The sequence below is a fragment of the Kocuria nitroreducens genome (assembly GCF_042879195.1).
Lineage (GTDB): Bacteria > Actinomycetota > Actinomycetes > Actinomycetales > Micrococcaceae > Kocuria > Kocuria nitroreducens.
Genome location: NZ_JBHZTC010000002.1, coordinates 204,498 through 226,699 on the forward strand (window position 1 = coordinate 204,498; position 22,202 = coordinate 226,699).

Annotated in this window: 19 protein-coding genes and 1 tRNA gene; 4 read left to right on the forward strand and 16 right to left on the reverse strand. The window is 73.2% G+C overall.

The genetic code is table 11. The features are described from left to right. Positions 1-56 precede the first annotated feature (56 nt). Positions 57-3,509, reverse strand: a complete 3,453-nt coding sequence (locus ACFYE1_RS02055; protein WP_387739405.1) for a pyruvate carboxylase — start codon at positions 3,507-3,509, stop codon at positions 57-59. A 348-nt stretch (positions 3,510-3,857) separates the two neighbouring features. On the opposite strand from ACFYE1_RS02055, the gene ACFYE1_RS02060 reads away from it, so the two are divergent. Beyond that, the gene (locus tag ACFYE1_RS02060; RefSeq protein ID WP_387739408.1) at positions 3,858-4,646 is read left to right on the forward strand and encodes a ParA family protein; all 789 of its coding nucleotides are present in this window, start codon (positions 3,858-3,860) and stop codon (positions 4,644-4,646) included. Positions 4,647-4,656: 10 nt separating this feature from the next. On the opposite strand, the gene ACFYE1_RS02065 is transcribed toward ACFYE1_RS02060, so the two are convergent. The 6 genes from ACFYE1_RS02065 to ACFYE1_RS02090 all read right to left on the reverse strand — a co-directional run bounded on the left by ACFYE1_RS02065 (position 4,657) and on the right by ACFYE1_RS02090 (position 8,839). Next, a complete protein-coding gene (locus ACFYE1_RS02065) occupies positions 4,657-5,259 on the reverse strand; it encodes a MerR family transcriptional regulator (protein WP_387739411.1) in 603 nt (200 codons plus the stop codon). Between the two features lie 173 nt (positions 5,260-5,432). Then, positions 5,433-5,957, reverse strand: a complete 525-nt coding sequence (locus ACFYE1_RS02070) for a bifunctional nuclease family protein (RefSeq protein WP_387739413.1) — start codon at positions 5,955-5,957, stop codon at positions 5,433-5,435. A gap of 1 nt (position 5,958) precedes the next feature. Continuing rightward, a complete protein-coding gene (ftsR, locus tag ACFYE1_RS02075; protein WP_387739415.1) occupies positions 5,959-6,705 on the reverse strand; it encodes a transcriptional regulator FtsR in 747 nt (248 codons plus the stop codon). A 9-nt stretch (positions 6,706-6,714) separates the two neighbouring features. Then, positions 6,715-7,170, reverse strand: a complete 456-nt coding sequence (locus tag ACFYE1_RS02080) for an FHA domain-containing protein (RefSeq protein ID WP_387739417.1) — start codon at positions 7,168-7,170, stop codon at positions 6,715-6,717. A 190-nt stretch (positions 7,171-7,360) separates the two neighbouring features. Then, complete coding sequence (gcvH, locus tag ACFYE1_RS02085; protein WP_387739420.1) at positions 7,361-7,747, reverse strand: glycine cleavage system protein GcvH; 387 nt, start codon at positions 7,745-7,747, stop codon at positions 7,361-7,363. 93 nt (positions 7,748-7,840) lie between these two features. Then, positions 7,841-8,839, reverse strand: a complete 999-nt coding sequence (locus ACFYE1_RS02090; RefSeq protein ID WP_387739422.1) for an adenosine deaminase — start codon at positions 8,837-8,839, stop codon at positions 7,841-7,843. Positions 8,840-9,039: 200 nt separating this feature from the next. Here ACFYE1_RS02090 and ACFYE1_RS02095 point away from each other — a divergent pair, with 200 nt between their 5' ends. After that, complete coding sequence (locus ACFYE1_RS02095; RefSeq protein WP_387739424.1) at positions 9,040-9,960, forward strand: PfkB family carbohydrate kinase; 921 nt, start codon at positions 9,040-9,042, stop codon at positions 9,958-9,960. Positions 9,961-10,035: 75 nt separating this feature from the next. Here ACFYE1_RS02095 and ACFYE1_RS02100 read toward each other — a convergent pair. The 9 genes from ACFYE1_RS02100 to ACFYE1_RS02140 form a co-directional block, all read right to left on the reverse strand. Then, positions 10,036-10,109, reverse strand: a tRNA-Pro gene (locus tag ACFYE1_RS02100). 79 nt (positions 10,110-10,188) lie between these two features. Then, on the reverse strand, positions 10,189-11,748 hold the full coding sequence (gene der, locus ACFYE1_RS02105; protein ID WP_387739426.1) for a ribosome biogenesis GTPase Der: 1,560 nt from the start codon (positions 11,746-11,748) through the stop codon (positions 10,189-10,191). 70 nt (positions 11,749-11,818) lie between these two features. Continuing rightward, positions 11,819-12,556 carry a (d)CMP kinase gene (cmk, locus tag ACFYE1_RS02110; RefSeq protein ID WP_387739427.1) on the reverse strand — a complete coding sequence of 246 codons (738 nt, stop codon included), beginning with the start codon at positions 12,554-12,556 and terminating at the stop codon, positions 11,819-11,821. Beyond that, a complete protein-coding gene (locus ACFYE1_RS02115; RefSeq protein ID WP_387739431.1) occupies positions 12,553-13,677 on the reverse strand; it encodes a prephenate dehydrogenase in 1,125 nt (374 codons plus the stop codon). The genes cmk and ACFYE1_RS02115 overlap by 4 nt, the downstream gene beginning before the upstream one ends. 9 nt (positions 13,678-13,686) lie before the next feature. Beyond that, positions 13,687-14,790, reverse strand: a complete 1,104-nt coding sequence (locus ACFYE1_RS02120; RefSeq protein ID WP_387739433.1) for a pseudouridine synthase — start codon at positions 14,788-14,790, stop codon at positions 13,687-13,689. A 9-nt stretch (positions 14,791-14,799) separates the two neighbouring features. After that, the gene (gene scpB / locus ACFYE1_RS02125; RefSeq protein ID WP_387739434.1) at positions 14,800-15,414 is read right to left on the reverse strand and encodes an SMC-Scp complex subunit ScpB; all 615 of its coding nucleotides are present in this window, start codon (positions 15,412-15,414) and stop codon (positions 14,800-14,802) included. Next, positions 15,411-16,295 carry a segregation and condensation protein A gene (locus ACFYE1_RS02130; RefSeq protein WP_387739436.1) on the reverse strand — a complete coding sequence of 295 codons (885 nt, stop codon included), beginning with the start codon at positions 16,293-16,295 and terminating at the stop codon, positions 15,411-15,413. The genes scpB and ACFYE1_RS02130 overlap by 4 nt, the downstream gene beginning before the upstream one ends. Beyond that, on the reverse strand, positions 16,295-17,188 hold the full coding sequence (locus ACFYE1_RS02135; protein WP_387739438.1) for a ParA family protein: 894 nt from the start codon (positions 17,186-17,188) through the stop codon (positions 16,295-16,297). The genes ACFYE1_RS02130 and ACFYE1_RS02135 overlap by 1 nt, the downstream gene beginning before the upstream one ends. A 581-nt stretch (positions 17,189-17,769) precedes the next feature. Further along, positions 17,770-19,725 carry an AMP-binding protein gene (locus ACFYE1_RS02140; protein WP_387739440.1) on the reverse strand — a complete coding sequence of 652 codons (1,956 nt, stop codon included), beginning with the start codon at positions 19,723-19,725 and terminating at the stop codon, positions 17,770-17,772. A gap of 219 nt (positions 19,726-19,944) precedes the next feature. Here ACFYE1_RS02140 and ACFYE1_RS02145 point away from each other — a divergent pair, with 219 nt between their 5' ends. Together ACFYE1_RS02145 and ACFYE1_RS02150 are read left to right on the forward strand one after the other, a co-directional pair. Beyond that, positions 19,945-20,622, forward strand: coding sequence for a GntR family transcriptional regulator (locus ACFYE1_RS02145; protein WP_387739442.1), 678 nt, complete (start codon positions 19,945-19,947; stop codon positions 20,620-20,622). A 59-nt stretch (positions 20,623-20,681) separates the two neighbouring features. Next, a complete protein-coding gene (locus ACFYE1_RS02150; protein WP_387739444.1) occupies positions 20,682-22,202 on the forward strand; it encodes an MmgE/PrpD family protein in 1,521 nt (506 codons plus the stop codon).

Consider the following 22,202-nt stretch of genomic DNA (forward strand, 5'->3'; position numbering starts at 1 on the left):
TGCCGGCGCCGCGCCCCTCCCGGGGGCGTGGCGGCGCCGGCGGAGGCGGTACCGGGTCAGCCCGCGCTGTCGAGCGCCAGGAGGAGGTCGCCGCCGGAGACCTGGGTGACGCCCTTGAGAGCCACCCGCCGGACGGTCCCGCCCCTGGGCGCGGTGATGGAGGCCTCCATCTTCATGGCCTCGATGGTGGCGACCTGCCCCCCGGCCTCCACGGTGTCGCCCTCGGCCACGGTCACGGTCACCGCACCGGCGAACGGGGCGGCCACGTGGCCCGGGTCGGACGGGTCGGCCTTCTCGGTCTCGGGCACCGAGGACGTGATCGAGGTGTCGCGGACCTCGATCATGCGGGGCTGGCCGTTGAGGGTGACCATCACGGAGCGCATGCCCTTGTCGTCCGGCTCCGAGACGGCCTGCAGGGTGACGAGCAACCGCACCCCCTTGCCGAGGGAGATGATGTGCTCGCGGTCGGAAGTCAGACCGTAGAGGAAGTCCCGGGTGTGCAGCAGCGCCAGCTCCCCGTACTTGGCCCGGCTGGCCTCGAAGTCCCGGGTGGGGCCCGCGAACAGCAGCCGGTTCAGCGTCGCCCGCCGGGTCGCAGAGTCCCCCGCCAGCGCCTTCGAGTCCTCCGGGGCCAGGTCGGTGACCCCCACCTTCACGGTGCGGCCCTCCAGGGCCTTGGAGCGGAACGGTTCGGGCCACCCGCCGGGGGGTGTGCCGAGTTCCCCGGCGAGGAAGCTGATCACCGAGTCCGGGATGTCGAACGTCTGCGGGTTCGCCTCGAACTCCGCCGGGTCCACCCCCATGCCCACCAGCTGCAGGGCGAGGTCACCGACGACCTTCGAGGAGGGGGTGACCTTCACGAGGCGCCCGAGCATGGCGTTGGCGGCGGTGTACATGTCCTCGATCGCCTCGAACCGCTCGCCCAGACCCAGGGCGATCGCCTGCTGGCGCAGGTTCGACAGCTGCCCGCCCGGGATCTCGTGCCGGTACACCCGCCCGGTCGGGGCGGTCAGCCCGGACTCGAACGGGGCGTACATCCGCCGGATGACCTCCCAGTAGGGCTCCAGAGCGGTCGCCGCCTCCAGCGGGATGCCGGTGTCGCGTTCGGTGTTCGCCAGGGCGGCGATCAGCGCCGAGGCCGGGACCTGGGAGGTGGTGCCGGCCATCGACGCCTCGGCCACGTCCACGGCGTCCACCCCGGCGCCGATCGCGGCCATCAGAGTGGCCAACTGGCCGCCGGCGGTGTCGTGGGTGTGCAGGTGCAGGGGCAGGTCGAAGCGCTCCCGCAGGGCGGCCACCAGTCTCGCGGCCGCGGTGGGCCGGAGCAGACCGGCCATGTCCTTGATCGCCAGCACGTGGGCGCCGGCGTCGACGCACTGCCGGGCGAGGTCGAGGTAGTAGTCGAGGGTGTAGAGGTCCTCGGCCGGATCCAGCAGGTCCCCGGTGTAGCACAGGGCGACCTCCGCCACCGCGGTGCCCGTCCTGCGGACGGCGTCGATGGCCGGGCGCATCTGCTCGACGTCGTTGAGGGCGTCGAAGATGCGGAAGATGTCCACCCCGGTCGCCGCGGCCTCGGCCACGAACGCGTCCGTCACCTCGGTGGGGTACGGGGTGTAGCCCACGGTGTTGCGCCCGCGCAGCAGCATCTGGATCGGGATGTTCGGCATCGCCTCCCGCAGCAGCCGCAGACGCTCCCACGGGTCCTCGCCGAGGAAGCGCAGCGCCACGTCGTAGGTCGCTCCGCCCCAGGCCTCCACCGACAGCAGCTGCGGCAGGGTGTGGGCGTAGGCCGGGGCCGCCGCCAGCAGGTCGCGGGTGCGCACCCTCGTGGCCAGCAGGGACTGGTGGGCGTCCCGGAACGTCGTCGACGTCACCGCCACCGCGTGCTGATCGCGCAGGGCCTGCGCGAAGCCCTCCGGGCCCAGGTCCTGCAGGCGCTGCCGCCACCCGTCCGGCGGGGTGTGCTCGGAGGGCCCGTCGAAGGGCGAGCGGAACGGCTCGTCCTGCTTGTCCCCGGGGTAGTGCGGCAGCTTGGTGCGCGGGTCGATGCCCTCCACCCGCTCCCCGTTCGGCCGGTTGACCGTGACCTCGGCCAGCCAGGTCAGTGCCTTCGTCGCCCGGTCGCCCGAGGTGCGGGCCTCGAGCAGCTCGGGGCGGCGCTCGATGAAGTCGGTGGCCACGTTGCCGGCGAGGAACTCCGGGTCGGCCAGCACCGCCTGGAGGAACTGGATGTTGGTGGCGACCCCGCGGATGCGGAACTCGGCCAGGGCCCGCTGGGACCGGTGCACCGCGGTGGCGTAGTCCCGGCCCCGGCAGGTGAGCTTCACCAGCATCGAGTCGAAGTGCGGGGAGATCTCCGCCCCCGCGTAGACGGTGCCCCCGTCCAGGCGGACCCCGGCGCCACCGGCGGAACGGTAGGCGGAGATCTTCCCGACGTCGGGGCGGAACCCGTTGGCCGGGTCCTCGGTGGTGATCCGGCACTGCAGGGCGGCGCCGCGCACGGCCAGCTCGTCCTGGGCGATGCTCAGGTCGGTCAGGGTCTCCCCGGCCGCGATGCGCAGCTGGGACTGGACGAGGTCGACGTCGGTGATCTCCTCGGTCACGGTGTGCTCGACCTGGATGCGCGGATTCATCTCGATGAACACGTGCTGCCCGGCCCGCTCCCCGGCGGTGTCCACCAGGAACTCCACGGTGCCGGCGTTGACGTAGCCCAGTTCCTTCGCGAACTTCACCGCGTCGGCGTGCAGGGCCTGGCGGATCCCCTCGTCCAGGTTCGGCGCCGGGGCGATCTCCACGACCTTCTGGTGGCGGCGCTGCAGGGAGCAGTCGCGCTCGAACAGGTGCACCATCCCGCCGTCGTTGTCGGCGAGGATCTGCACCTCGATGTGGCGGGGCCGCAGCACGGCCTGCTCCAGGAAGACGGTGGGGTCCCCGAAGGCCGTGTCGGCCTCGCGCATCGCGGCGGCCAGCGCCTCTGGCAGCGCCTCGGGGGTCTCCACCCGGCGCATGCCGCGACCTCCGCCTCCGGCCACCGCCTTGACGAAGATGGGGAACCCGATCCCCGCCGCCTGCTCCAGCAGCTCCTCGGGGTCCGCGGAGGGCTCCGTGGAGGCCAGGGTGGGGATCCCGGCGCGCTTGGCGGCCTTCAGCGCTACGACCTTGTTCCCGGCCAGCTCCAGGATGTCGGCCTTGGGGCCGACGAAGGTGATGCCTTCCGCCGCCGCCGCCCGGGCCAGGTCCGGGTTCTCCGAGAGGAACCCGTACCCGGGGTAGATGGCGTCCGCCCCGGACTCCTTGGCGACCCGGATGATCTCGTCCACGTCGAGGTAGGCCCGCACCGGGTGGCCCTCCTCGCCGATCTGGTAGGCCTCGTCGGCCTTCTGCCGGTGGATGGAGTTGCGGTCCTCGTACGGGAACACCGCCACCGTCTTCGCCCCGACCTCGTACGCGGCACGGAAAGCGCGGATCGCGATCTCGCCGCGATTGGCCACCAGGATCTTGGAGAACATCAACACCCGTTCCGCACCCGGGCCGTCCGGCGGACGCCCGGGCACTGATTCGTCGAAGGTTGTGCAACGTCGCGCCCACGGTCAGCATGGCCGTCCGCGGGCGGTCCTGACCAGTGAACCACGCCACCCCGGAGCAGACTGTGACCGCTGTCACAGAGCGACGTGGTGGTCAGCGTACACGGGCGCGGCGCCGTGCGGCGGACCGGCTGCGCGTGCCTCCGTGCCGCACCGGGGCGGAGCCCGCGCACCCGGCTACGATGGGCGCATCCGTCTCCTCGCCGCGGCCCCCGATCCCGCGCCCGAGGAGCCGTTCCTCCCGTTTCCCCGCGAGCGAAGGGTGTTCCCTCCGTGCAGATCGTCAGCATCAGCAGCCTCAAGGGCGGTGTCGGCAAGTCCTCCGTGACGTTGGGGATCGCCTCGGCGGCCCTGCAGGCGGGAGTGCCCACGCTGGTGGTGGACCTCGACCCGCACGCCGACGCCACGACCGGGCTCGGTGTGCACCCGGAGCGCGGTCACGACATCGGGGAGGTGCTGCGCAGGCCTCGTCGGGGATCGCTCGAGCGCGTGGTCGTGGCTTCCTCCTGGGCCGTGCGGGACGGCCTGGACAGCAAGTCCCTCGACGTCGCCCCGGGCTCGGCCCGCTCGTCCCACCTCGACCGCTCCGAGTACCGGGACAAGGACCTCGGCCGGCTGGAGCGGGCGCTCTCCGGCGCCAGGGGCTACGACCTGGTGCTCGTCGACTGCCCGCCCACCCTCAGCGCCCTGACCCGCACCGCGTGGGCCGCCAGCGACAAGGTGCTCTCGGTGGCGGAGCCGTCCCTGTTCTCGGTCGCGGGGACCAAGCGCACGATGACGGCGATCGCCCAGTTCGAACAGAGCCGCACGTGGGCCGTGCCCGCGGCCGGCGTGGTGGTCAACAAGGTCCAGCACTCGTCGGTGGAGCACCGTCACCGCCTGGGCGAGCTGGCGGAGCTGTTCGGGCCGCTGCTCGTCAGCCCGGTGATCCCGGACCTTCCGGTCTGGCAGCAGGCGCAGGGCGCGGTCTGGCCGATCCACCGCTGGCCGGGCGCGGAGGCCCAGGACATCTCCGGGCGGTACACGGCCATCCTGCAGGGCCTGCTCGACGGCGCGTCCTGAGCGGCCCGGGTCAGCCCGCGTTCTGCCGGCGGGCCCGGCGCGCGGAGAGCTCGTCGTCGGGCAGGGGCTCCTGCGCGGGGGCTCGGTCCGGTCCGGTGTGCTCGCCGGGGAGCGCCGCGAGGGTTCCCTCGACCTCCCGCCACACCCGGCCCACGGCGATCCCGAAGACGCCCTGGCCGCCCTGCACCAGGTCGATGACCTCGTGGGGCGACGTGCACGCGTAGACGCTGGCGCCGTCGCTCATCATGGTGAGCTGGGCCAGGTCCTCGACCCCCTGGGCGCGCAGCGCGCGCACGGCGGTGCGGATCTGCTGCAGGGAGACACCGGTGTCCAGGAGCCTCTTGACGATCTTGAGGACCAGGATGTCGCGGAAGCTGTAGAGGCGCTGCGTGCCGGACCCGGAGGCGCCGCGGACGGTGGGCTCCACGAGTCCCGTCCGCGCCCAGTAGTCGAGCTGCCGGTAGGTGATGCCCGCGGCCTTGCACGCGGTGGGACCCCGGTAGCCCACGGACTCGTCCCGGACCACGGAGTCGTCGAAGAGGACGCCCTGGGTGCCGTGCGCCGGAGGGCTGCCGGTCCCTGCCGTGACGCCGGGCTGCTCGCGGTCGCTCACGCCGCCTCCTCGCTCGTGGACCCGGTCCTCGCGGCACCGGGAGTGGATGGTCTCACAGAGACGTCCGGATCCCCCCGGGAACACCTCGAGTACAGCTCCGACGGTAGACCTCCCCGGGGACGGGGTCAAAGACATCCGCCGCCCGGGCCCCGTGTCGGGCGCACGGCGACGGGTCAGAAGTCCTCGGGGTCGACGTTGTCGAGGAAGTCGCGGAACTGCTCGACCTGCGTCTCCGGCGGCAGCTGCGGCTCCCCCTCTCCCGCGCGGGTGGACGGCTCCCGCAGCTCCCCGTCCCCGCTCATCACGAGACCGGCCTCGTCGAGGACGGTCTCGGTGCACAGGATGGGGCAGTCCGTGCGGGCCGCCAGGGCGATCGCGTCCGAGGCACGGGAGTCGACGACCGTTCCGTCCGAGAACTCGAGGGCGGCGTGGAAGACGCCCTCCTCCACCGTGTGGATCCGCACGCGGGTGAGCGTGCGGCCGAAGGCGGTGGCCACCGACAGCACGAGGTCGTGCGTCAGGGGCCGGGGTGGTTCGATCCCCTGGACGGCGAAGACGATGGACGTCGCCTCGTTCGTGCCGATCCAGATCGGCAGGTGCCGTCCGCCCTCGACCTCGCGGAGCACGACGACGGGCTGCGCCGACGGCACGTCCATGCGGACGCCCGCGATCTCCATCAGAACCTGGTGCACGGCCATGTCAGCCCTCCACCGCGGCGCGCTCCTGGAGCGCGGCGATCTCCGACCGCACGAGCGAGGTGTGGATGGTCAGGCACAGTCCTGAGATCTCCTGGGCGCGCTCGACGGCGCGGGCCCTCGAGGCGGCGTCCCGACGGGAGGTCAGGGGCGCCACAGCACGTTCCACCAGGCCCAGTTCCCGGTCGGCGGCGGCCTTGAAGGGGCGCAGGTGGCGCGGTTCCAGGCCGTGGGCGGTCAGGGCGAGGGCGGCCCGGGTGATGGCAAGGGCGTGGTCGTCGAAGGCCCCGTTCTGCTCCCGGATCAGCCCGTAGCTCACGAGCTCGCGGACGAGCGGGATCCCGGCGCCCGTCCGGGTGGCGAGCTCCCGCAGGTTGTAGGTGCGCGGCGCGCTGACGACCGGCAGCGGGGCGGTGACGGGGTCGCCGGTCTCCGCGGCGCGCCGGGCGTCGTCCGCGCGGGCGTCCTCGTCGGCGTCCAGCCGCTCCCGGATCACCTTCAGCGGGAGATAGCGGTCGCGCTGGAGCTCCAGGATCCGGCGCAGCCGGGCCACGTCGGCGCGCGAGAACTTGCGGTAGCCGGACGCGGTGCGCGCCGGGTGGACCAGGCCCTTGTCCTCCAGGAAGCGCAACTTGGAGGCGGTGATGCCGGGGTGGTCCTGGCCGAGCTCCTTGAGCACGGCGCTGATGCCCACCCGGGGCTCGTGCTGGACGTCGTCCCGGTGGGCGTCGGTCTCCGCGGGATCGGTCATGGCTCCCTTCTACTGGTCCGACTGCGAGCGCAGCGAACGGTAGAACGTGAACCTGAACTTGCCGATCTGGACCTCGTCCCCGTTGTCCAGCTGGGCGCTGTCGACGCGGTCGCCGTTGACGTAGGTGCCGTTCAAGGAGCCGGAGTCCACGATCTCGAAGGAGTCACCACGCCGGACGAAGCGGGCGTGCCGGCGCGAGACCGTGACGTCGTCCAGGAAGATCTCGGAGGACGGGTGGCGGCCGGCAGGGACGTCGTCCCGGTCCAGGAGGAAGCGCGACCCGGAGCCGCCGCTGTCGTGGGCGACGAGCAGAGCGCTGCGCGGCGGGAGCGCGGAGACCGCGGAGCTCTCCTCGGGGGAGAGCTTGTGGGAAGCTGCGTGCGAGAGGACCTCGGCCACGATCTGGATCGACGTGGTCTCCGGCTCCCCCTGGGGTGCGTTCGAGCCGTTCTGGGTTCTGGACATCTCTTCCCTCGACTGGTGACGTGATGGTGGACGGATCCTGTGGGACCCCTACCCCGCGACCTCCTATCCCGGCGGTTTCCGGGCGACCGGCCGGAGCCACCCGGTTGGACTTCAGTGTACCGGGTGGTGGAGACACGGAGGGGCGGCCGGGACACGTCCCGGCTCGCGCGCGGCGGGGTTCCTGCGCGGGTCAGTCGAGCTGGGCGGCGTATCCCTCGGCGTCGAGCAGCCCGGACCGGTAGTCCTCCCCGGCGGGACGGACCTCGAACAGCCAGCCCTCCGTGTAGGGGGCGGAGTTCACGGTCCCGGGCTCGCCCTCGAGCGCCCCGTTGACGGCGGTGACCTCGCCGGAGACGGGTGCGAAGATGTCGCTCACGGACTTGGTGGACTCGATCTCGCCCACGGCGGCGCCCGCCTCGACGTTCTCCCCCACCTCGGGCAGCTGGACGAACACGACGTCGCCCAGCTCGCTCTGCGCGTGGTCGGTGATCCCGATGCGCACCGCGCCGTCGGCGTCGGGGCCCGCGATCCACTCGTGCTCGGCCGTGTAGGACAGGTCGGCGGGGATGTTGCTCATGGGTCACTCCTGGTCCAGCGGGTGCGGTCGGCTCGATTATGGCACAGACGTCACCGGGGCCCGGGCGTGCGGAGCCCGTCGGGTGTCGGGAGCTCAGGGGCCCTCCCACGCGGTGATCTCGGCGTGGATCGAGCGCTTGCGCTCCGTCCCGGCGAAGGACGCGTCCACCGAGTTGCGGGCCAGGGCGGCCGCCTGCTCGTCGGTGAGGCCCAGCGTGTCGCGCAGGGCCTGGAAGACGTCGCCCACGTAGCCGCCGAAGTAGGCCGGGTCGTCCGAGTTGACCGTGACCAGCAGCCCCCGCTCGAGCATGTCCAGGACGGGGTGGGCGGCGAGCGTGTCCACCACGCGCAGCCGCACGTTGGACAGCGGGCACACGGTGAGCGGCACCTGCTCCTCGACGAGCCGGTCCACGAGCTCGGGGTCCTGCAAGCACTGGATGCCGTGGTCCACCCGCTCCACGCGCAGCACGTCCAGGGCCTCCCGGACGTACTCGGGACCCGCCTCCTCCCCCGCGTGGGCGACGACGCGCAGTCCGGCCGCCCGTGCCCGCGCGTACACCTCGTCGAAGAGGCCCGGCGGATGGCCGACCTCGGCCGAGTCGAGGCCGATCCCGTCGATGCGCGCCAGCTGGTCCCCGAGCGAGTCGTAGAGCTGCCCGGCCTCGGCGGCGGGCCGGTCCCGCAGGAAGCACAGCAGCAGCGTGCTGGTGAGCCCGTGCTCGGCGCGTGCGGCGTCGAGGGCCGCGCGGATGCCGTCGACCACCGTCCCGAGCGGCACTCCCCGGACGGTGTGCGCCTGGGGGTCGAAGAAGACGTCGACGTGCCGCAGCCCCTGCGCTGCCGCTCGCTCGAGATAGGCCCGGGTCAGCCTCTCGAAGTCGGACGCGTCGCGCAGCACCGCCATCGTGGCGTAGTAGAGCGCGAGGAATGAGGACAGGTCCTCGAAGTCGTACTGCCGCCGGAGCTCATCGACGGAGCCGTAGGGCAGCGCCACCCCGTTCTTGGCGGCGAGCTCGAGGGCGAGCTCGGGCTCGAGGGTGCCCTCGATGTGCAGGTGCAGCTCCGCCTTGGGCAGGGTGTGCAGGTCCTTCAACTCCGGTGCTCCTCCGTGCTCGGGTCCGTCGCCGGGCTGGAGCACTCGACGTCCCGTGCAGTGTATGCGCCGGCGGGCGGCGGCGGTGCTCCGGAGGCGGGCACGGCCCGTTCCGGCCGTGCCCGCCCTCGGCCCCGGGGACGGCGTGCCCTAGGCTCGCGGGCGGGACCGCTCGGAAGCAACGGAGACAGGAGAGCCGCATGTCGGGTGTCGTGGTGGTGGGGCAGGTGGCACGGGATCTCGTGCTGAGCGTCGAGCAGCTCCCGGAGGCGGGCGGGTCGACGGACGTGCTCGAGCGGCAGGAGCTGCTCGGCGGCAAGGGCGCGAACCAGGCGGTGGCGTGCCGTCAGCTCGGCGCCGAGGTCCGCCTCGTGGGGGTCGTGGGCACCGACACCGCCGGGGCGGAAGTGCTCGCCCAGGCAGCGGGCGACGGGATCGACGTCGGTGCCGTGGTGCGCCGCCCCGGCGCCCCGACCGCGCTGCTCGTCGACCTCGTGGGACCGCGCGGGGTCCGCCGGCTGCTGGAGGACGTGGACGCCGGGATGCTGCTGGACGCCCGGGACGTGCGCGCGAGCCGGGGCCTGCTGCGCTCGGCGGACGCAGTCCTGATCCAGCTGCAGCAGCCGGGGCCGGCCGTGACGGAGGCCCTGGAGGCGGCCTCCGCAGGGAGCGCGCTGACGGTGGCCGACGGCGCCCCGGCGGACGACGCGGTGCGCCGGCGGGTGCTGGGCACCGCGGACGTGGTGCGCGCCGACACCGCCGAGGCCGAGGCGCTGGTGGGCTGGGCCCCGCAGGACGTGCCGGCAACGGTGCGGGCCGCGGAGTCGCTGCTCGCGGAGGGCCCGCGCGTCGTCGCCCTGGCGACCGGGGAGGGTGACGTGGTCGCCTGGCCGGGCGGGCACGTCGTCCTGCCCCACCTGGGCGAGGACCCCGTGGACCCCACCGGCGCCGGCGACTCGTTCGTCGCCGCGCTCACCGTCGCGCTGCTCCGCGGCGAGAGCCCGGAGTCCGCCGCCTGGTGGGCCGCGGCGGCCGCAGCCGAAGTCGTCGGCACGGCCGGCGGCCGGCCGGACCTCGACCTCCACCGGCTGCGCCGGTCGGCGTCCCGGGCCCGGAGATAAGGCCGGCGGCACCGAGGAGGAGGGACGACAGAAGGCCGGTGGTCCGCGTTCCCGCGGTCCACCGGCCTCGAATCGTCGGGCTGACAGGATTTGAACCTGCGACCCCTTGACCCCCAGTCAAGTGCGCTACCAAGCTGCGCCACAGCCCGAAGTGCTCAGTGCGTTGCCGCCCTGAGCACTCGCATCACATTACAGCAAGCTCCGGCGGAATTCATCTCGGCGGACGCCTCAGCGCTTCCGGTTCCGCTTCTCCCGCACGCGCATGGACACCTCGATGGGAGTGCCCTCGAAACCGAAGGTCTCGCGGAGGCGGCGGGTGATGAACCGCCGGTACCCGGGGTCGAGGAAGCCCGTGGTGAACAGCACGAAGCGCGGCGGGCGGGAGGAGGCCTGGGTGCCGAAGAGGATGCGGGGCTGCTTGCCGCCGCGCACGGGGTGCGGGTGGGCGGCCACGATCTCGCCGAGGAACGCGTTGAGCCGCCCGGTGGGGACGCGGGTGTCCCAGGAGTCCAGAGCCGTCTCCAGGGCGGGGACGAGCCTGTCCTTGTGCCAGCCGGTCTTCGCCGAGACGTTCACCCGCGGCGCCCAGGCCACGTGGGCGAGGTCGCGGTCGATCTCCCGCTCGAGGTAGTAGCGGCGGTCCTCGTCCATGAGGTCCCACTTGTTGAAGGCGAGCACGAGGGCGCGGCCGGAGTCCACGGCCAGCTGCAGGATGCGGACGTCCTGCTCGGAGAGCACCTCGTCCGCGGCCAGCAGCACGACGGCCACCTCGGCGCGCTCAAGGGCGGCCTGGGTCCGCAGGGACGCGTAGAAGTCCGCGCCCTGGGCCATGTGCACGCGGCGGCGGATGCCCGCGGTGTCGATGAAGCGCCACGGCTTGCCGCCGAGCTCGATGAGCTCGTCCACGGGGTCACGGGTGGTCCCGGCGAGGGGGTCCACGACGACGCGCTCGGACCCGGCCAGCTTGTTGAGCAGCGAGGACTTGCCCACGTTCGGGCGCCCGATGAGCGCCACGCGGCGGGGGCCGCCGGTCAGTTCGGTCTCGGCCACGGCGGAGAACTCGGGCAGCAGCTCCGTGACCGCGTCGAGGACGTCGGCGGCGCCGCGCCCGTGCAGGGCGGACACCGGGTGCGGCTCCCCCATGCCGAGGGACCACAGGTAGGTGGCCTCGACCTCGAGCTGCGGGGAGTCCACCTTGTTGGCGACCAGGATCACCGGCTTCCTGACCTTGCGCAGCATCTTCACGATGGCCTCGTCCGCGGCCGTCACGCCCACGGTCGCGTCGAGCACGAGCAGCACGGCGTCGGCGAACTCCACGGCCATCTCGGCCTGCTCGGCGACCCGGGCGTTGATGCCCTTGGCGTCGTACTCCCACCCACCGGTGTCCACGAGCGTGAAGTTGCGCCCGTTCCACGTGGCCCGGTAGGAGACGCGGTCGCGGGTCACGCCCGGGGTGTCCTCCACGACGGCCTCGCGCCGGCCGAGGATGCGGTTGACGAGGGTCGACTTCCCGACGTTCGGGCGGCCCACGATGGCGAGCACCGGGGCGGGCCGGCGCACCGGCGCCCGGTCCCCGTCCTCCGCCCACTCGGCGAGCAGCGCGGCGTCCTCCTCGTCGAGCTCGTAGTCCTCGAGCCCGGCCCGCAGCGCCTGCGCGCGCTGCTCGGCCTCGTCGTCGTCGATGGCCGCGAGCCGCTGGGCGACGTCGTCCGTGGTGCCGCCGAGGATCTCGGCCTCGTAGGGGTCGTGGGCGGTGTCGTGCGCGGAATTCTCGGGGTTGCCGGTCATGGCTGTCCTTCGCTGGGCCGGGTGCGGCCGGTCGGAATGCGGAAAAGTGTCGGGGAAGCGGGGCGGGGGTTTAGGCGGAGCGGCCCGCGGCCCGGACGACCACGTCGATGACGGCCTGCACCGTCTGCTCCACGGTGAGCTCGGAGGAGTCGATCGTCACCACGCCGTCGGCGGCCTCGGTGAAGTTCACGACCGTGGCGTCCTCCGCGTCCCGGCCCACGACCCGGGCCCGCAGCTGCTCGGCGTCCTCGACACCGCCGTTCTGCAGGCCTCGGCGGGCCATCCGGGCCCGTTCGTCGGCAGTGAGCAGGATGCGGGCGTCCGCGTCCGGGGCCACCACGGTGGTGGTGTCCCGGCCCTCGGCCACGATCCGCCGGCCGCTGTCCGCGATGAGCTCCTGCTGGCGCGCCACCAGCACAGCCCGCGCCGCCGGATTGGTGGCCACGGCGCTGACAGACTCCGTCACCCGGGCACCCCGGATCTCGACGCCCACGTCGGTGCCGCCCACGAACACCAGCTCCCGGTCGGGGTCGGTGCCCTGGGCGAGCGGGAGCGCGCGGGCGGCCTCGACCACGGCGTCGCCGTCGGAGAGGTCCACCCCGCGGTCGAGGCACCACCACGTGAGGGCGCGGTACATCGCGCCCGTGTCCAGGTAGGCGAGGCCGAAGCGGCGGGCCACCTCCTTGGACACGCTGGACTTGCCGGAGCCGGAGGGGCCGTCGATGGCGACGACCAGCTGCCGTCCGGCGGCCGTCGGCTCCCCGGTCCCGGGTGCTGCGCTGCGGGCGGTGTTCGTTCCGGTGTTCACTGCACGACCTTCCATCCGCGCTCCTGGAGCGCCTCGACGAGTTCCTTGCGGCGGTTGGGCAGCACGGAGACCTCGACGAGGCCCACGGGCTGGCCCGGGGAGTGCTCGAGGCGCAGGTCCTCGAGGTTGACGCCGATCTCCCCGATCTCGGTGAGCAGCCGGGCGATCTGCCCGGGGACGTCCCCGACGAGCACGGTCAGGGTCGCGAACGCGCGGGGCGCGCCGCCGTGCTTGCCCGGGATGCGGGCCCGGCCGGCGTTGCCCTCCGCCATGAGCTGGGCGATGTCCAGCCGGGCGCCCGGAGCCTCCGGGGCCTCCAGCGTGGCGATGAGCCGGTCGAGGTCCTCGCGCACCCCGTGCAGGGACGCAACCACCGGAGCGGCGTTCGCCGAGAGGATCTGGACCCACAGGCCGGGGTCGGAGGCGGCGATGCGCGTGGTGTCCCGCAGCCCCTGGCCCGCGAGGGACAGGTGGTGCGGCGGGGTGGCCTGCAGCCGGGAGGCCAGCAGCGACGACATCACCTGCGGCAGGTGCGAGATCAGCGCCACGGTCGCGTCGTGCTCGCGGGCGTCCATGAACGTGACGGTGGCCCCGAGGTCCACGGCCAGGTGCTTCGCCGCGGCGAGCGCCGCGGGCGCGGAGTGCCCGGAGTCGCACACGACCCAGGGCATGGACGTGAACAGCTCGCCGCGGGCGGCCACGGGACCGGACCTCTCCCGCCCGGCCATGGGATGGGTGCCCACGTACCGGGTGAGGTCGCCGCCCAGGGTGCGCACGTCCTCCAGCACGGCCTCCTTCACGGAGGCGATGTCGAGGACGACCGCCTCCGGGTGGCGTCCCAGCACATCGACCACCGTCTGCGCGGTGACGTCGGGCGGGGTGGCGACGACGACGAGGGCCGGCTCCGGGACCCGGTCCTCCCCCGCCGCGCGGCAGGAGCGGCCGGCGCCGATGTCCTGGGCCACGGCCTCGGCGGTCGGCGAGGAGTCCTGCAGCCAGACGTCCACGCCGAGGTGGCGCAGGCCCAGCCCGATGCTGGCGCCGAGCAGGCCGGCGCCGACCACGAGCACGGGCCCGGAGGTCGCCGCGGGCGCCGGCGGTGCGGAGGGGGTCTGCGTCACGGGTGCTCCTTACATGCCCACGGAGGCGAGGAGGTGCCCGACCTCGGTCCTGGAGAGCCGGCGGACGGTGCCCTGGCGCTGGTCCCCGATCCGGATGGGGCCGACCTCGGTGCGCACGAGCTTCTCGACGGGGTGGCCCACGGCGTCGAAGAGGCGGCGCACGATGCGGTTGCGCCCGGAGTGCAGGACCACCTCCACGAGCAGGTGGCCGGGGGTGGAGTCCACGAGCCGGAAGGAGTCGACGGAGGCGGTGCCGTCCTCGAGCTCGATGCCGGCCTTCATGGCCGCGCCGACGCCCTTCTCCATGGGGCCGCGGACCTGCACGAGGTAGGTCTTGGGGACCTCGTAGGAGGGGTGGGTGAGCCGGTTGGTCAGCTCGCCGTCGTTGGTCAGCAGCAGCAGGCCCTCGGTCTCGACGTCGAGGCGCCCCACGTGGAAGACGCGCTCGTTCTTCTGCTGGTTCAGGTAGTCGGCCACGCACGGCCGGCCCTCGGGGTCCTCCATGGTGGAGAGCACCCCTTCGGGCTTGTTGAAGGCGTAGTAGACGAGGTTCTCGTCGAGCTGCACGCGGACGCCGTCGACGTGGATCTCGACGGTGTCCGGGTCCACCCGGATGCCGAGCTCGGTGATGGTCTCCCCGTTGACCTGCACGCGGCCGGCCTCGATCATCTCCTCGCACACGCGCCGCGAGGCCACGCCGGCCTGGGCCATGAGCTTCTGCAGCCGCACCCCGTCCGGGTCGTGCTGGTCGAGCCGGTCCACGGGCGGGTTCTTGGGCCGCCGCTTCCGGTGCGGCAGGCGGTACGGGGTGGCGGGCATCCGCCGGGCGCTCTTCTCGGAGGACGCGAAGGGCCGGGGCCCGCGCTCCTGGCCGGCGCCCCTCGAGGACCCGCCCTTGGCGCCGCCCTTCGCGGCCCCGCCCTTGGCAGCCCCGCCCTTGGCAGCCCCGCCCTTCGTGGCGCTGCCCTTGGCGGGCCCGCGGCCGGAAGCGCCCTTCCCGCCCTGGAACGACGTGCCGCCCTGGCCGGTGCGGGGCTTCTGGCCGCCCTGGGAACCGGGGGCGCGGCGGCCGCCCGGTCCGGGGCGGCCGGATGATGAACGTGAAGTGGCCATGGTGGTGTCTCAGTCCTCGTAGTGGTCGATCTGGTCGATGCCCGGCAGATGAGGGGCGATGTCGGGGAGCTCGTCGAGCGAGCCGATGCCCATCTTCTCCAGGAAGAACGTGGTGGTGCCGTAGAGCACGGCGCCGGACTCGCCGTCCCGCTCCAGCTCGCGGATCAGGCCTCGTTGCACGAGCGTGCGCACGACGCCGTCGACGTTGACCCCGCGGATCGCGGAGATGCGTCCCCGGCTCACGGGCTGGCGATAGGCCACGACGGCCAGGGTCTCCAGGGCCGCCTGCGACAACCGGGCGGTCTGTCCCTCCGCGACGAACGCGGAGACCACGGGGGCGAACTCGCTGCGCGAGTGGATCCGCCAGCCGGCGCCGGTGCTGCGCAGCTCGAACCCGCGGGGCGCCAGCGTCCCATCATACCCCGGATCCGTGGCGACGCCGTCGTACTCCGCGCGGAGCCGGTCGAGGACCCGCTGCACGGAGGCCACCGGGACGACCAGGGCGGCGGCGATCTCGTACTCGCTGACGGGCTCGTCGGCGACCATCAGGATCGCCTCGACGGCGGCCCGCACGCCGCCGGGCAGCGCCCCGAGATCCGGTCCGTCCTCGGCCGCGGGACTCACGCGGGCGCTCCCGAGGCGGCCGGGGCCTGGTCCGGAGCCCGGCTCCCGTCCTCGGGGCCGGCGGCGTCCTCGGACAGCCGGTCGGCGGTCCACCCCGTGCCCGCCCCCGTCCAGCGGACCGTCAGCTCCCCCAGCGGCTGCTCCTGAGCGAGCTCGAGCACCGCGTCCCGGTACATCTCGAGCAGCGCCAGGAACCGCACGACCACGGCGAGGGCGGACCCGGCGTCCGCGACGAGCACCCGGAAGGAGCGCGGGTCGCCGTCCTCCAGCATCGCGGCGAGGATCTCGGCCTCGTCCCGGACCGACACGGCCGCCCCGTGCAGGTGGTCGACCCCGACCTCCGCGGGTGCCCCGGGCCGGGGCACGAAGACGGAGCGGGCGATCTCGGCGAACTGCTCGGGGGTGGTCCGCCAGTCGAGCTCGGGCAGCACGGCCGCCACCTCCGGGTCCAGCGGCACCGATCGGGGCAGCCGGGTGGACTCGGTCCGCATCCGCTCGTCGAGCAGGACGGCCACCTCCTTGAACGCCTTGTACTGCAGCAGGCGCGCGAAGAGCAGGTCCCGCGCCTCGAGCAGGGCCACGTCCTCCTCGTCCTCGACCTCCCCGCGCGGCAGCAGCCGGGCGGCCTTGAGGTCCAGGAGGGTCGCGGCGACCACGAGGAACTCGCTCGCCTCGTCGAGCGCACGGGCCGAGCCGATCTCGTGCAGGGCGCGCACGTACTGGAGGAACTCGTCCGTGACGGTGGCCAGCGCGATCCTGGTGATGTCCAGCTCGTGCTTGGCGATGAGGGAGAGCAGGACCTCGAAAGGTCCCGCGAAGTCCTCCAGCTGCACCGCGAAGCCGCCGGACCCTGCGGGGACCGGCGGCTCCTCGGGATCCATCAGGGCGCGCCGCCGCGCGAGATGAGCTCCCGCGCCAGCTGGCGGTAGGACTCGGCGCCCTGATGGGCCGTGGCGAAGGAGAGGATGGGTTCGGCGGCCACCGTGGCGTCCGGGAACTTCACGGTGCGCTTGATGACGGTGTCGAAGACCTTGTCGCCGAAGGCGTCGACGATCCGGGCCATGACCTCACGGGAGTGCAGGGTCCGGGAGTCGAACATCGTGGCGAGCACGCCGTCGATCTGCAGACGGGGGTTGAGCCGGTCCTGGACCTTCTCGATGGAGTCCACGAGCAGCGCCACGGCGCGCAGGGCGAAGAACTCCGCGATGAGCGGGATGACCACCCCGTGCGCGGCGGTCAGCGCGTTGACCGTCAGCAATCCCAGCGAGGGCTGGCAGTCGATGATGATGACGTCGTAGTGCTCCTCGAGCTTGCGCAGCGCGCTGGCCAGCACCTGCTCGCGAGCCACCTCGGTGACCAGCTGCACCTCGGCCGCGGAGAGGTCGATGTTGGCGGGGAGCAGGTCGACGCCCTCGACGTCCGTCTCCTGGACCACGTCCCAGACGTCCACGGAGCGGTCCATCATGACGTTGTAGACCGTCAGCTCCAGCTCGTGCGGGTTGGCGCCGAGACCGGCGGAGAGGGCTCCCTGCGGGTCGAAGTCGACGAGCAGGACCTTGCGGCCCAGCTCGGCGAGCGCCGCCCCCAGATTGATGGTCGAGGTGGTCTTGCCGACCCCGCCCTTCTGGTTGACCATCGCGATGATCCGGGCGGGCCCGTGGGTGGGGAGCTCGGGCGGCTCGGGGAAGTCACGGACGGGACGGCCGGTCAGGCCGACGGTTCCCGTCCCGGCCTCGCCCGTGCCGGGGTTCCTCTCGTCGCTCTGCTGGCTCACTCGTGGCACCGCTCTTTCGTTCGGGGTCGCTCTCGGGCGGACCGGCCCCGGGCACGGGGCGGCCCGGGCCGGACGGGCCGACCTGGGGTTTTCCTGGACTCGATCAGCTACCAGGGTACCGCCGCCGCCGTGCCGCCCCGAATTCCCGGGAGCGGTGGAGCCGGAGGACGGCAACGGCCCGTGCCCGTCTGCCGCAGGGCGAAGCCCGGAACGAGCGCCGCGAACGGGCTCTGCAGGATGTTCCCCTCGGCCGGGGAGGGCATCAGCGACGTGGGGACGATGCCAGCAGGAAGCCGATGGGCCCTCCCTCGCCGTCACCGTGGCCCGCGTCCGTGATCTCGTGCTCCATGCCCTGGATGTTCAGCACCTCGCCGGGGCGGACGTGCGGGTGGCCTCCGACAGCCCGCCCGGCGGCTCGTGGTCCTGGTCGGCCCCCGTCTCTGCCCCTCTCCCGTGGGCACGGCCCGCGCCGGCACGACCGGGCCCGGGCCGATCCACGCTTCTCCCGGTCGGGAGGGGGCGCAGGGCGAGGACCGCCACCCCGGGCGAACGTCACGGGTCCCTCGCCGGGCGTCGACGCGCTACCGCCCGCTCGGCGGGCGCAGCACCTCTTCGAGGGCCTCCAGCACGGAGACGTCCTCGATCGTCGAGGGGACCGCGTAGTCCTCGCCGTCGGCCATCTGCCGCATGGTCTTGCGCAGGATCTTCCCGGAGCGGGTCTTCGGGAGCCCCTCCACCACGGCCACGTCCTTGAAGTCCGCCACCGCTCCGATCTGGCGGCGCACCAGCGCCACGAGCTCCTCCCGCAGCCGCTCCGGCTGCACGTCCGCCCCGGTCTTGAGCACCACGTACCCGGACGGCCGCTGGCCCTTCAGCGGATCCCCCACCCCGATCACGGCGCACTCGGCCACCGCCGGGTGGGAGGCCAGGACCTGCTCCATCGCCCCGGTGGACAGGCGGTGCCCGGAGACGTTGATGACGTCGTCGGTGCGCCCCATGACGTAGACGTAGCCGTCCTCGTCCACGTGGCCGGAGTCGCCCGTGGCGTAGTAGCCGGGGAACGCGCTGAGGTAGGAGTCCACGAACCGCTGGTCGTCGCCCCACAGCGTGGCCAGCGTGCCCGGCGGCAGCGGGAGGCGCAGGGCGATGTTGCCCTCCTCGCCGGTCCCGACCGGCCGGCCCAGCGGGTCCAGGATCTCCACCCGGTAGCCCGGCACCGGCACGGACGGCGAGCCGGCCTTGAGGGGCAGCCGCTCGATCCCGAAGGGATTCGCGCAGATGGCCCACCCCGTCTCCGTCTGCCACCAGTGGTCGACGACCGGGACGCCCAGCACCCGGGAGGCCCAGTGGTACGTCTCGGGGTCGAGCCGCTCCCCCGCCACGAAGAGGGTCTGCAGGGAGCCGATGTCGTGCCGGCGCACCAGCTCGCCCTCAGGATCCGCCCGGCGGATGGCCCGGAGGGCCGTGGGCGCGGTGAACAGCACCTTGACGCCATGGTCCTCGACGCGCTGCCAGAACGCCCCGGCGTCCGGGGTGCCCACGGGCTTGCCCTCGTAGAGCACGGTCGTGGCGCCGGCCAGCAGCGGGCCGTAGACGATGTAGGAGTGGCCCACGACCCACCCGACGTCGGACGCGGTCCACATCACCTCGCCGGGGCCGACGTCGTAGATGTGGCGCATGGACCACGTCAGGGCCACGGCGTGCCCGCCGTTGTCGCGGACCACGCCCTTGGGGGTCCCCGTGGTCCCGGACGTGTACAGGACGTAGAGCGGGTCGGTGGCCGCGACCGGAACGGGCGCCGCGGGCTCGGCGCCCTCCACTGCGGCCGCCCAGTCGAGCCACTCGACCGCGGGCCGCCCGTCGGCACCGGCCCGGCCCCGGGCGTCCCCGACCGTCGTCTCGAAGCCCGGTCGCTCGTGCACGAGCACCGTCCCGGGGGCGTGCTCGGCCATCCGCAGGGCCTCCTCGATCGCCGGGATGTACTCGATCCGCCGCTTCGGCTCCACCCCGCCGGTCGTGGTCACCACCACGACCGGCCGGGAGTCGTCGATGCGCGAGGCGAGCTCCTTCGGGGCGAACCCGCCGAAGACCACCGAGTGCACGGCGCCCAGCCGGGCGCAGGCGAGCATCGCCACGACGGCCTGCGGGATCATCGGCAGGTAGACGAGCACCCGGTCCCCCTTGCCCACCCCACGGGCCGCGAGCGCCCCGGCGAACAGGGCGACGTCGTCCCGCAGGCGCGCGTAGCTGAAGCGCTCCTGGACCCCCAGCACCGCGGAGTCGTAGACCAGCGCGGTGCGCTCGCCGTGGCCGGCCTCCACGTGCCGGTCGAGGGCGTTGTAGGAGGTGTTGAGCTCGCCGTCCGGGAACCAGCGGTAGAGCGGGGCGACGGCGTCGTCCAGGGCGGTGGTGGGCTCGCGCACCCAGTCCACCGCACGGGCGGCGTCGAGCCAGAAGCCCTCCGGGTCCCGTACGCTGCGGCCGTAGACCTCCGCGTAGCCCTCGGTCTGCGGCGGCGTTCGGCGGTCGGTGCTCATGGATCCTTCCCGGGGGTTGCGGTCCTGCCGGACACCTTAGTGGTGCAGATCACACAGGACAAGAGCTCTGTATACACTGGTGCACAACCAAGTGGGAACCGATCCGATCCCTCGTCATCTCTCGGGAACTGTGTATACAATGGTCCTGCATTGTGATGCCTGTCACCCAGGGTCCGCGTCGCACTCCCCGGCGCGGCCGGCCAGAGCGAGGAGGGAGCCGTGCGAGCCAGCGACCGCGCCTACGAGGCCCTGCGGGAGGACATCGTCGAGTGGCGGCTGCTCCCGGGCCAGGTGCTCGGCGAGGTCGAGCAGTCGGAGCGCTTCGGCATCTCCCGCACGCCGATCCGCGAGGCCCTCAGCCGGCTCACCGCGGACGGTCTCGCGGAGGCGCACCGGGGCCGCGGCGTCGTGGTGTCCCAGATCTCCCTCGACGACGTCCGCGCCCTGTTCGAGCTGCGGGAGGCCCTCGACTGCCGAGCGGCCCGGCTCGCCGCCCGGCGCCGCGACCCCACGGTGTTCGAGGGACTGGCCGCCGAGCTCGACACGGTCGTGGCCCAGCTGGACGGGCCGGGCACGGACCGGACCGGGTACTACGACCTCGTGGAGCGCATGGACCAGGCCATCGACGAGGCCACGAACAGTCCCTACCTCACCGCGGCCCAGCGCTCACTGCGCCTGCACCTGGCCCGGGTGCGCAAGCTCTCCCGCACCAACCCCGACCGCCTCGCGCGCGCCGCCGCCGAGCACGCCCAGATCGCCCGGGCCATCGCCGACGGATCCGAGGAGGTCGCCGAGGCCGCGACGCGCGTGCACCTCGCCAATTCCCTGCAGGCCGTCCTGACCACCCCCGTCCGCGAGTGGGTCAGCCCCGCTCCCCCGCTCGAGGCCGCCGGCTGAGCGAGGACATCCCCTTCGACCGCCGCCGGCGGTCGCCCGTCCCCACGAGAGGAAATTCCATGACCGTTCTCCACTCCGTGCGCGTCCACCCGTCCCAGGACAACCTGCCCCGCGAGGAGCAGCTGGCCTGGAGGATGGCCGAGGTCGCCGCGGACCCCGTCGAGGTCACCCCGGAGGTGACCGAGATGGTGATCAACCGGGTCCTGGACAACGCCTCGGTGGCGATCGCCTCGCTCGACCGGGACCCGATCGTCTCGGCCCGGGACCAGGCGCTGTCCCACGCGCCGGGACCGCACGGAACCGGGTCCGCTCTCTACGGCGTGCCCGCGGACCGGCACAAGGTCTCGCCGGAGTGGGCTGCCTGGGCCAACGGCGTGGCCGTGCGCGAGCTCGACTACCACGACACGTTCCTGGCCGCCGAGTACTCCCACCCCGGCGACAACATCCCGCCGATCCTGGCCGTGGCCCAGCACGTGGGCTCGTCCGGCCACGACCTGGTGCGCGGCATCGCCACCGGCTACGAGCTGCAGGTGGACCTCGTGAAGGCCATCTGCCTGCACGCCCACAAGATCGACCACGTCGCCCACCTCGGCCCGTCAGCGGCCGCCGGGATCGGGACCCTGCTGGGCCTGGACGTGGAGACGATCTTCCACGCGATCGGCCAGGGTCTGCACACCACCACCGCGACCCGCCAGTCCCGCAAGGGCGAGATCTCCACCTGGAAGGCCCACGCCCCCGCCTTCGCCGGGAAGATGGCCGTGGAGGCCGTGGACCGCGCGATGCGCGGTCAGACCTCCCCCACCCCCATCTACGAGGGCGAGGACGGGGTCATCGCCTGGCTGCTGGACGGCCCCGGCGCCGTCTACGAGGTGCCGCTGCCCGCCCCGGGCGAGGCCAAGGCCGCGATCCTGGACACCTACACCAAGGAGCACTCGGCCGAGTACCAGGCGCAGGCCTGGATCGACCTGGCCCGCAAGCTGCACCGCGAGCGGCCCGAGCTCGCCGACCCGGCGCGGATCTCGTCGGTCGTGCTGCACACCTCCCACCACACCCACCACGTGATCGGCTCCGGGGCGAACGACCCGCAGAAGTACGACCCGGCCGCCACCCGGGAGACCCTCGACCACTCGATCCCCTACATCTTCACCGTGGCCCTGCAGGACGGACACTGGGACCACGTGGGCTCCTACGCCCCCGAGCGCGCCGGCCGGCCCGACACGGTCGCCCTGTGGAACAAGGTCAGCACGGCCGAGGACGCGGAGTGGACCCGCCGCTACCACTCCCTGGACCCGGCCGAGAAGGCCTTCGGGGGACGGGCAGAGATCACCTTGACCGACGGCTCCACCGTGGTCGAGGAGATCGCCGTGGCCGACGCGCACCCGCTCGGTGCCCGCCCGTTCGCCCGCGACCAGTACGTCACCAAGTTGCGCACCCTCGCCGCCGGCGTCGTCGCCGACGACGAGCTGGAGCGCTTCATCGCCGCCGCCGAGAACCTCGCGGACCTGGGCGCCGGCGAGCTGGACGCCCTCAACGTCACCGCCGCCGCGGACCTGCGCACCGGCACGAAGGGAATCTTCTGA

Coding starts and splice junctions, on each gene's coding strand:
- ACFYE1_RS02055 (WP_387739405.1), bottom strand. CDS start 3,509: ATGTTCTCCAAGATCCTGGTGGCCAATCGCGGCGAGATCGCGATCCGC.
- ACFYE1_RS02070 (WP_387739413.1), bottom strand. CDS start 5,957: ATGGCCGTGCACCAGGTTCTGATGGAGATCGCGGGCGTCCGCATGGAC.
- ftsR (WP_387739415.1), bottom strand. CDS start 6,705: ATGACCGATCCCGCGGAGACCGACGCCCACCGGGACGACGTCCAGCAC.
- ACFYE1_RS02080 (WP_387739417.1), bottom strand. CDS start 7,170: ATGTCCAGAACCCAGAACGGCTCGAACGCACCCCAGGGGGAGCCGGAG.
- gcvH (WP_387739420.1), bottom strand. CDS start 7,747: ATGAGCAACATCCCCGCCGACCTGTCCTACACGGCCGAGCACGAGTGG.
- ACFYE1_RS02095 (WP_387739424.1), top strand. CDS start 9,040: ATGTCGGGTGTCGTGGTGGTGGGGCAGGTGGCACGGGATCTCGTGCTG.
- der (WP_387739426.1), bottom strand. CDS start 11,748: ATGACCGGCAACCCCGAGAATTCCGCGCACGACACCGCCCACGACCCC.
- ACFYE1_RS02120 (WP_387739433.1), bottom strand. CDS start 14,790: ATGGCCACTTCACGTTCATCATCCGGCCGCCCCGGACCGGGCGGCCGC.
- ACFYE1_RS02130 (WP_387739436.1), bottom strand. CDS start 16,295: ATGGATCCCGAGGAGCCGCCGGTCCCCGCAGGGTCCGGCGGCTTCGCG.
- ACFYE1_RS02140 (WP_387739440.1), bottom strand. CDS start 19,725: ATGAGCACCGACCGCCGAACGCCGCCGCAGACCGAGGGCTACGCGGAG.
- ACFYE1_RS02150 (WP_387739444.1), top strand. CDS start 20,682: ATGACCGTTCTCCACTCCGTGCGCGTCCACCCGTCCCAGGACAACCTG.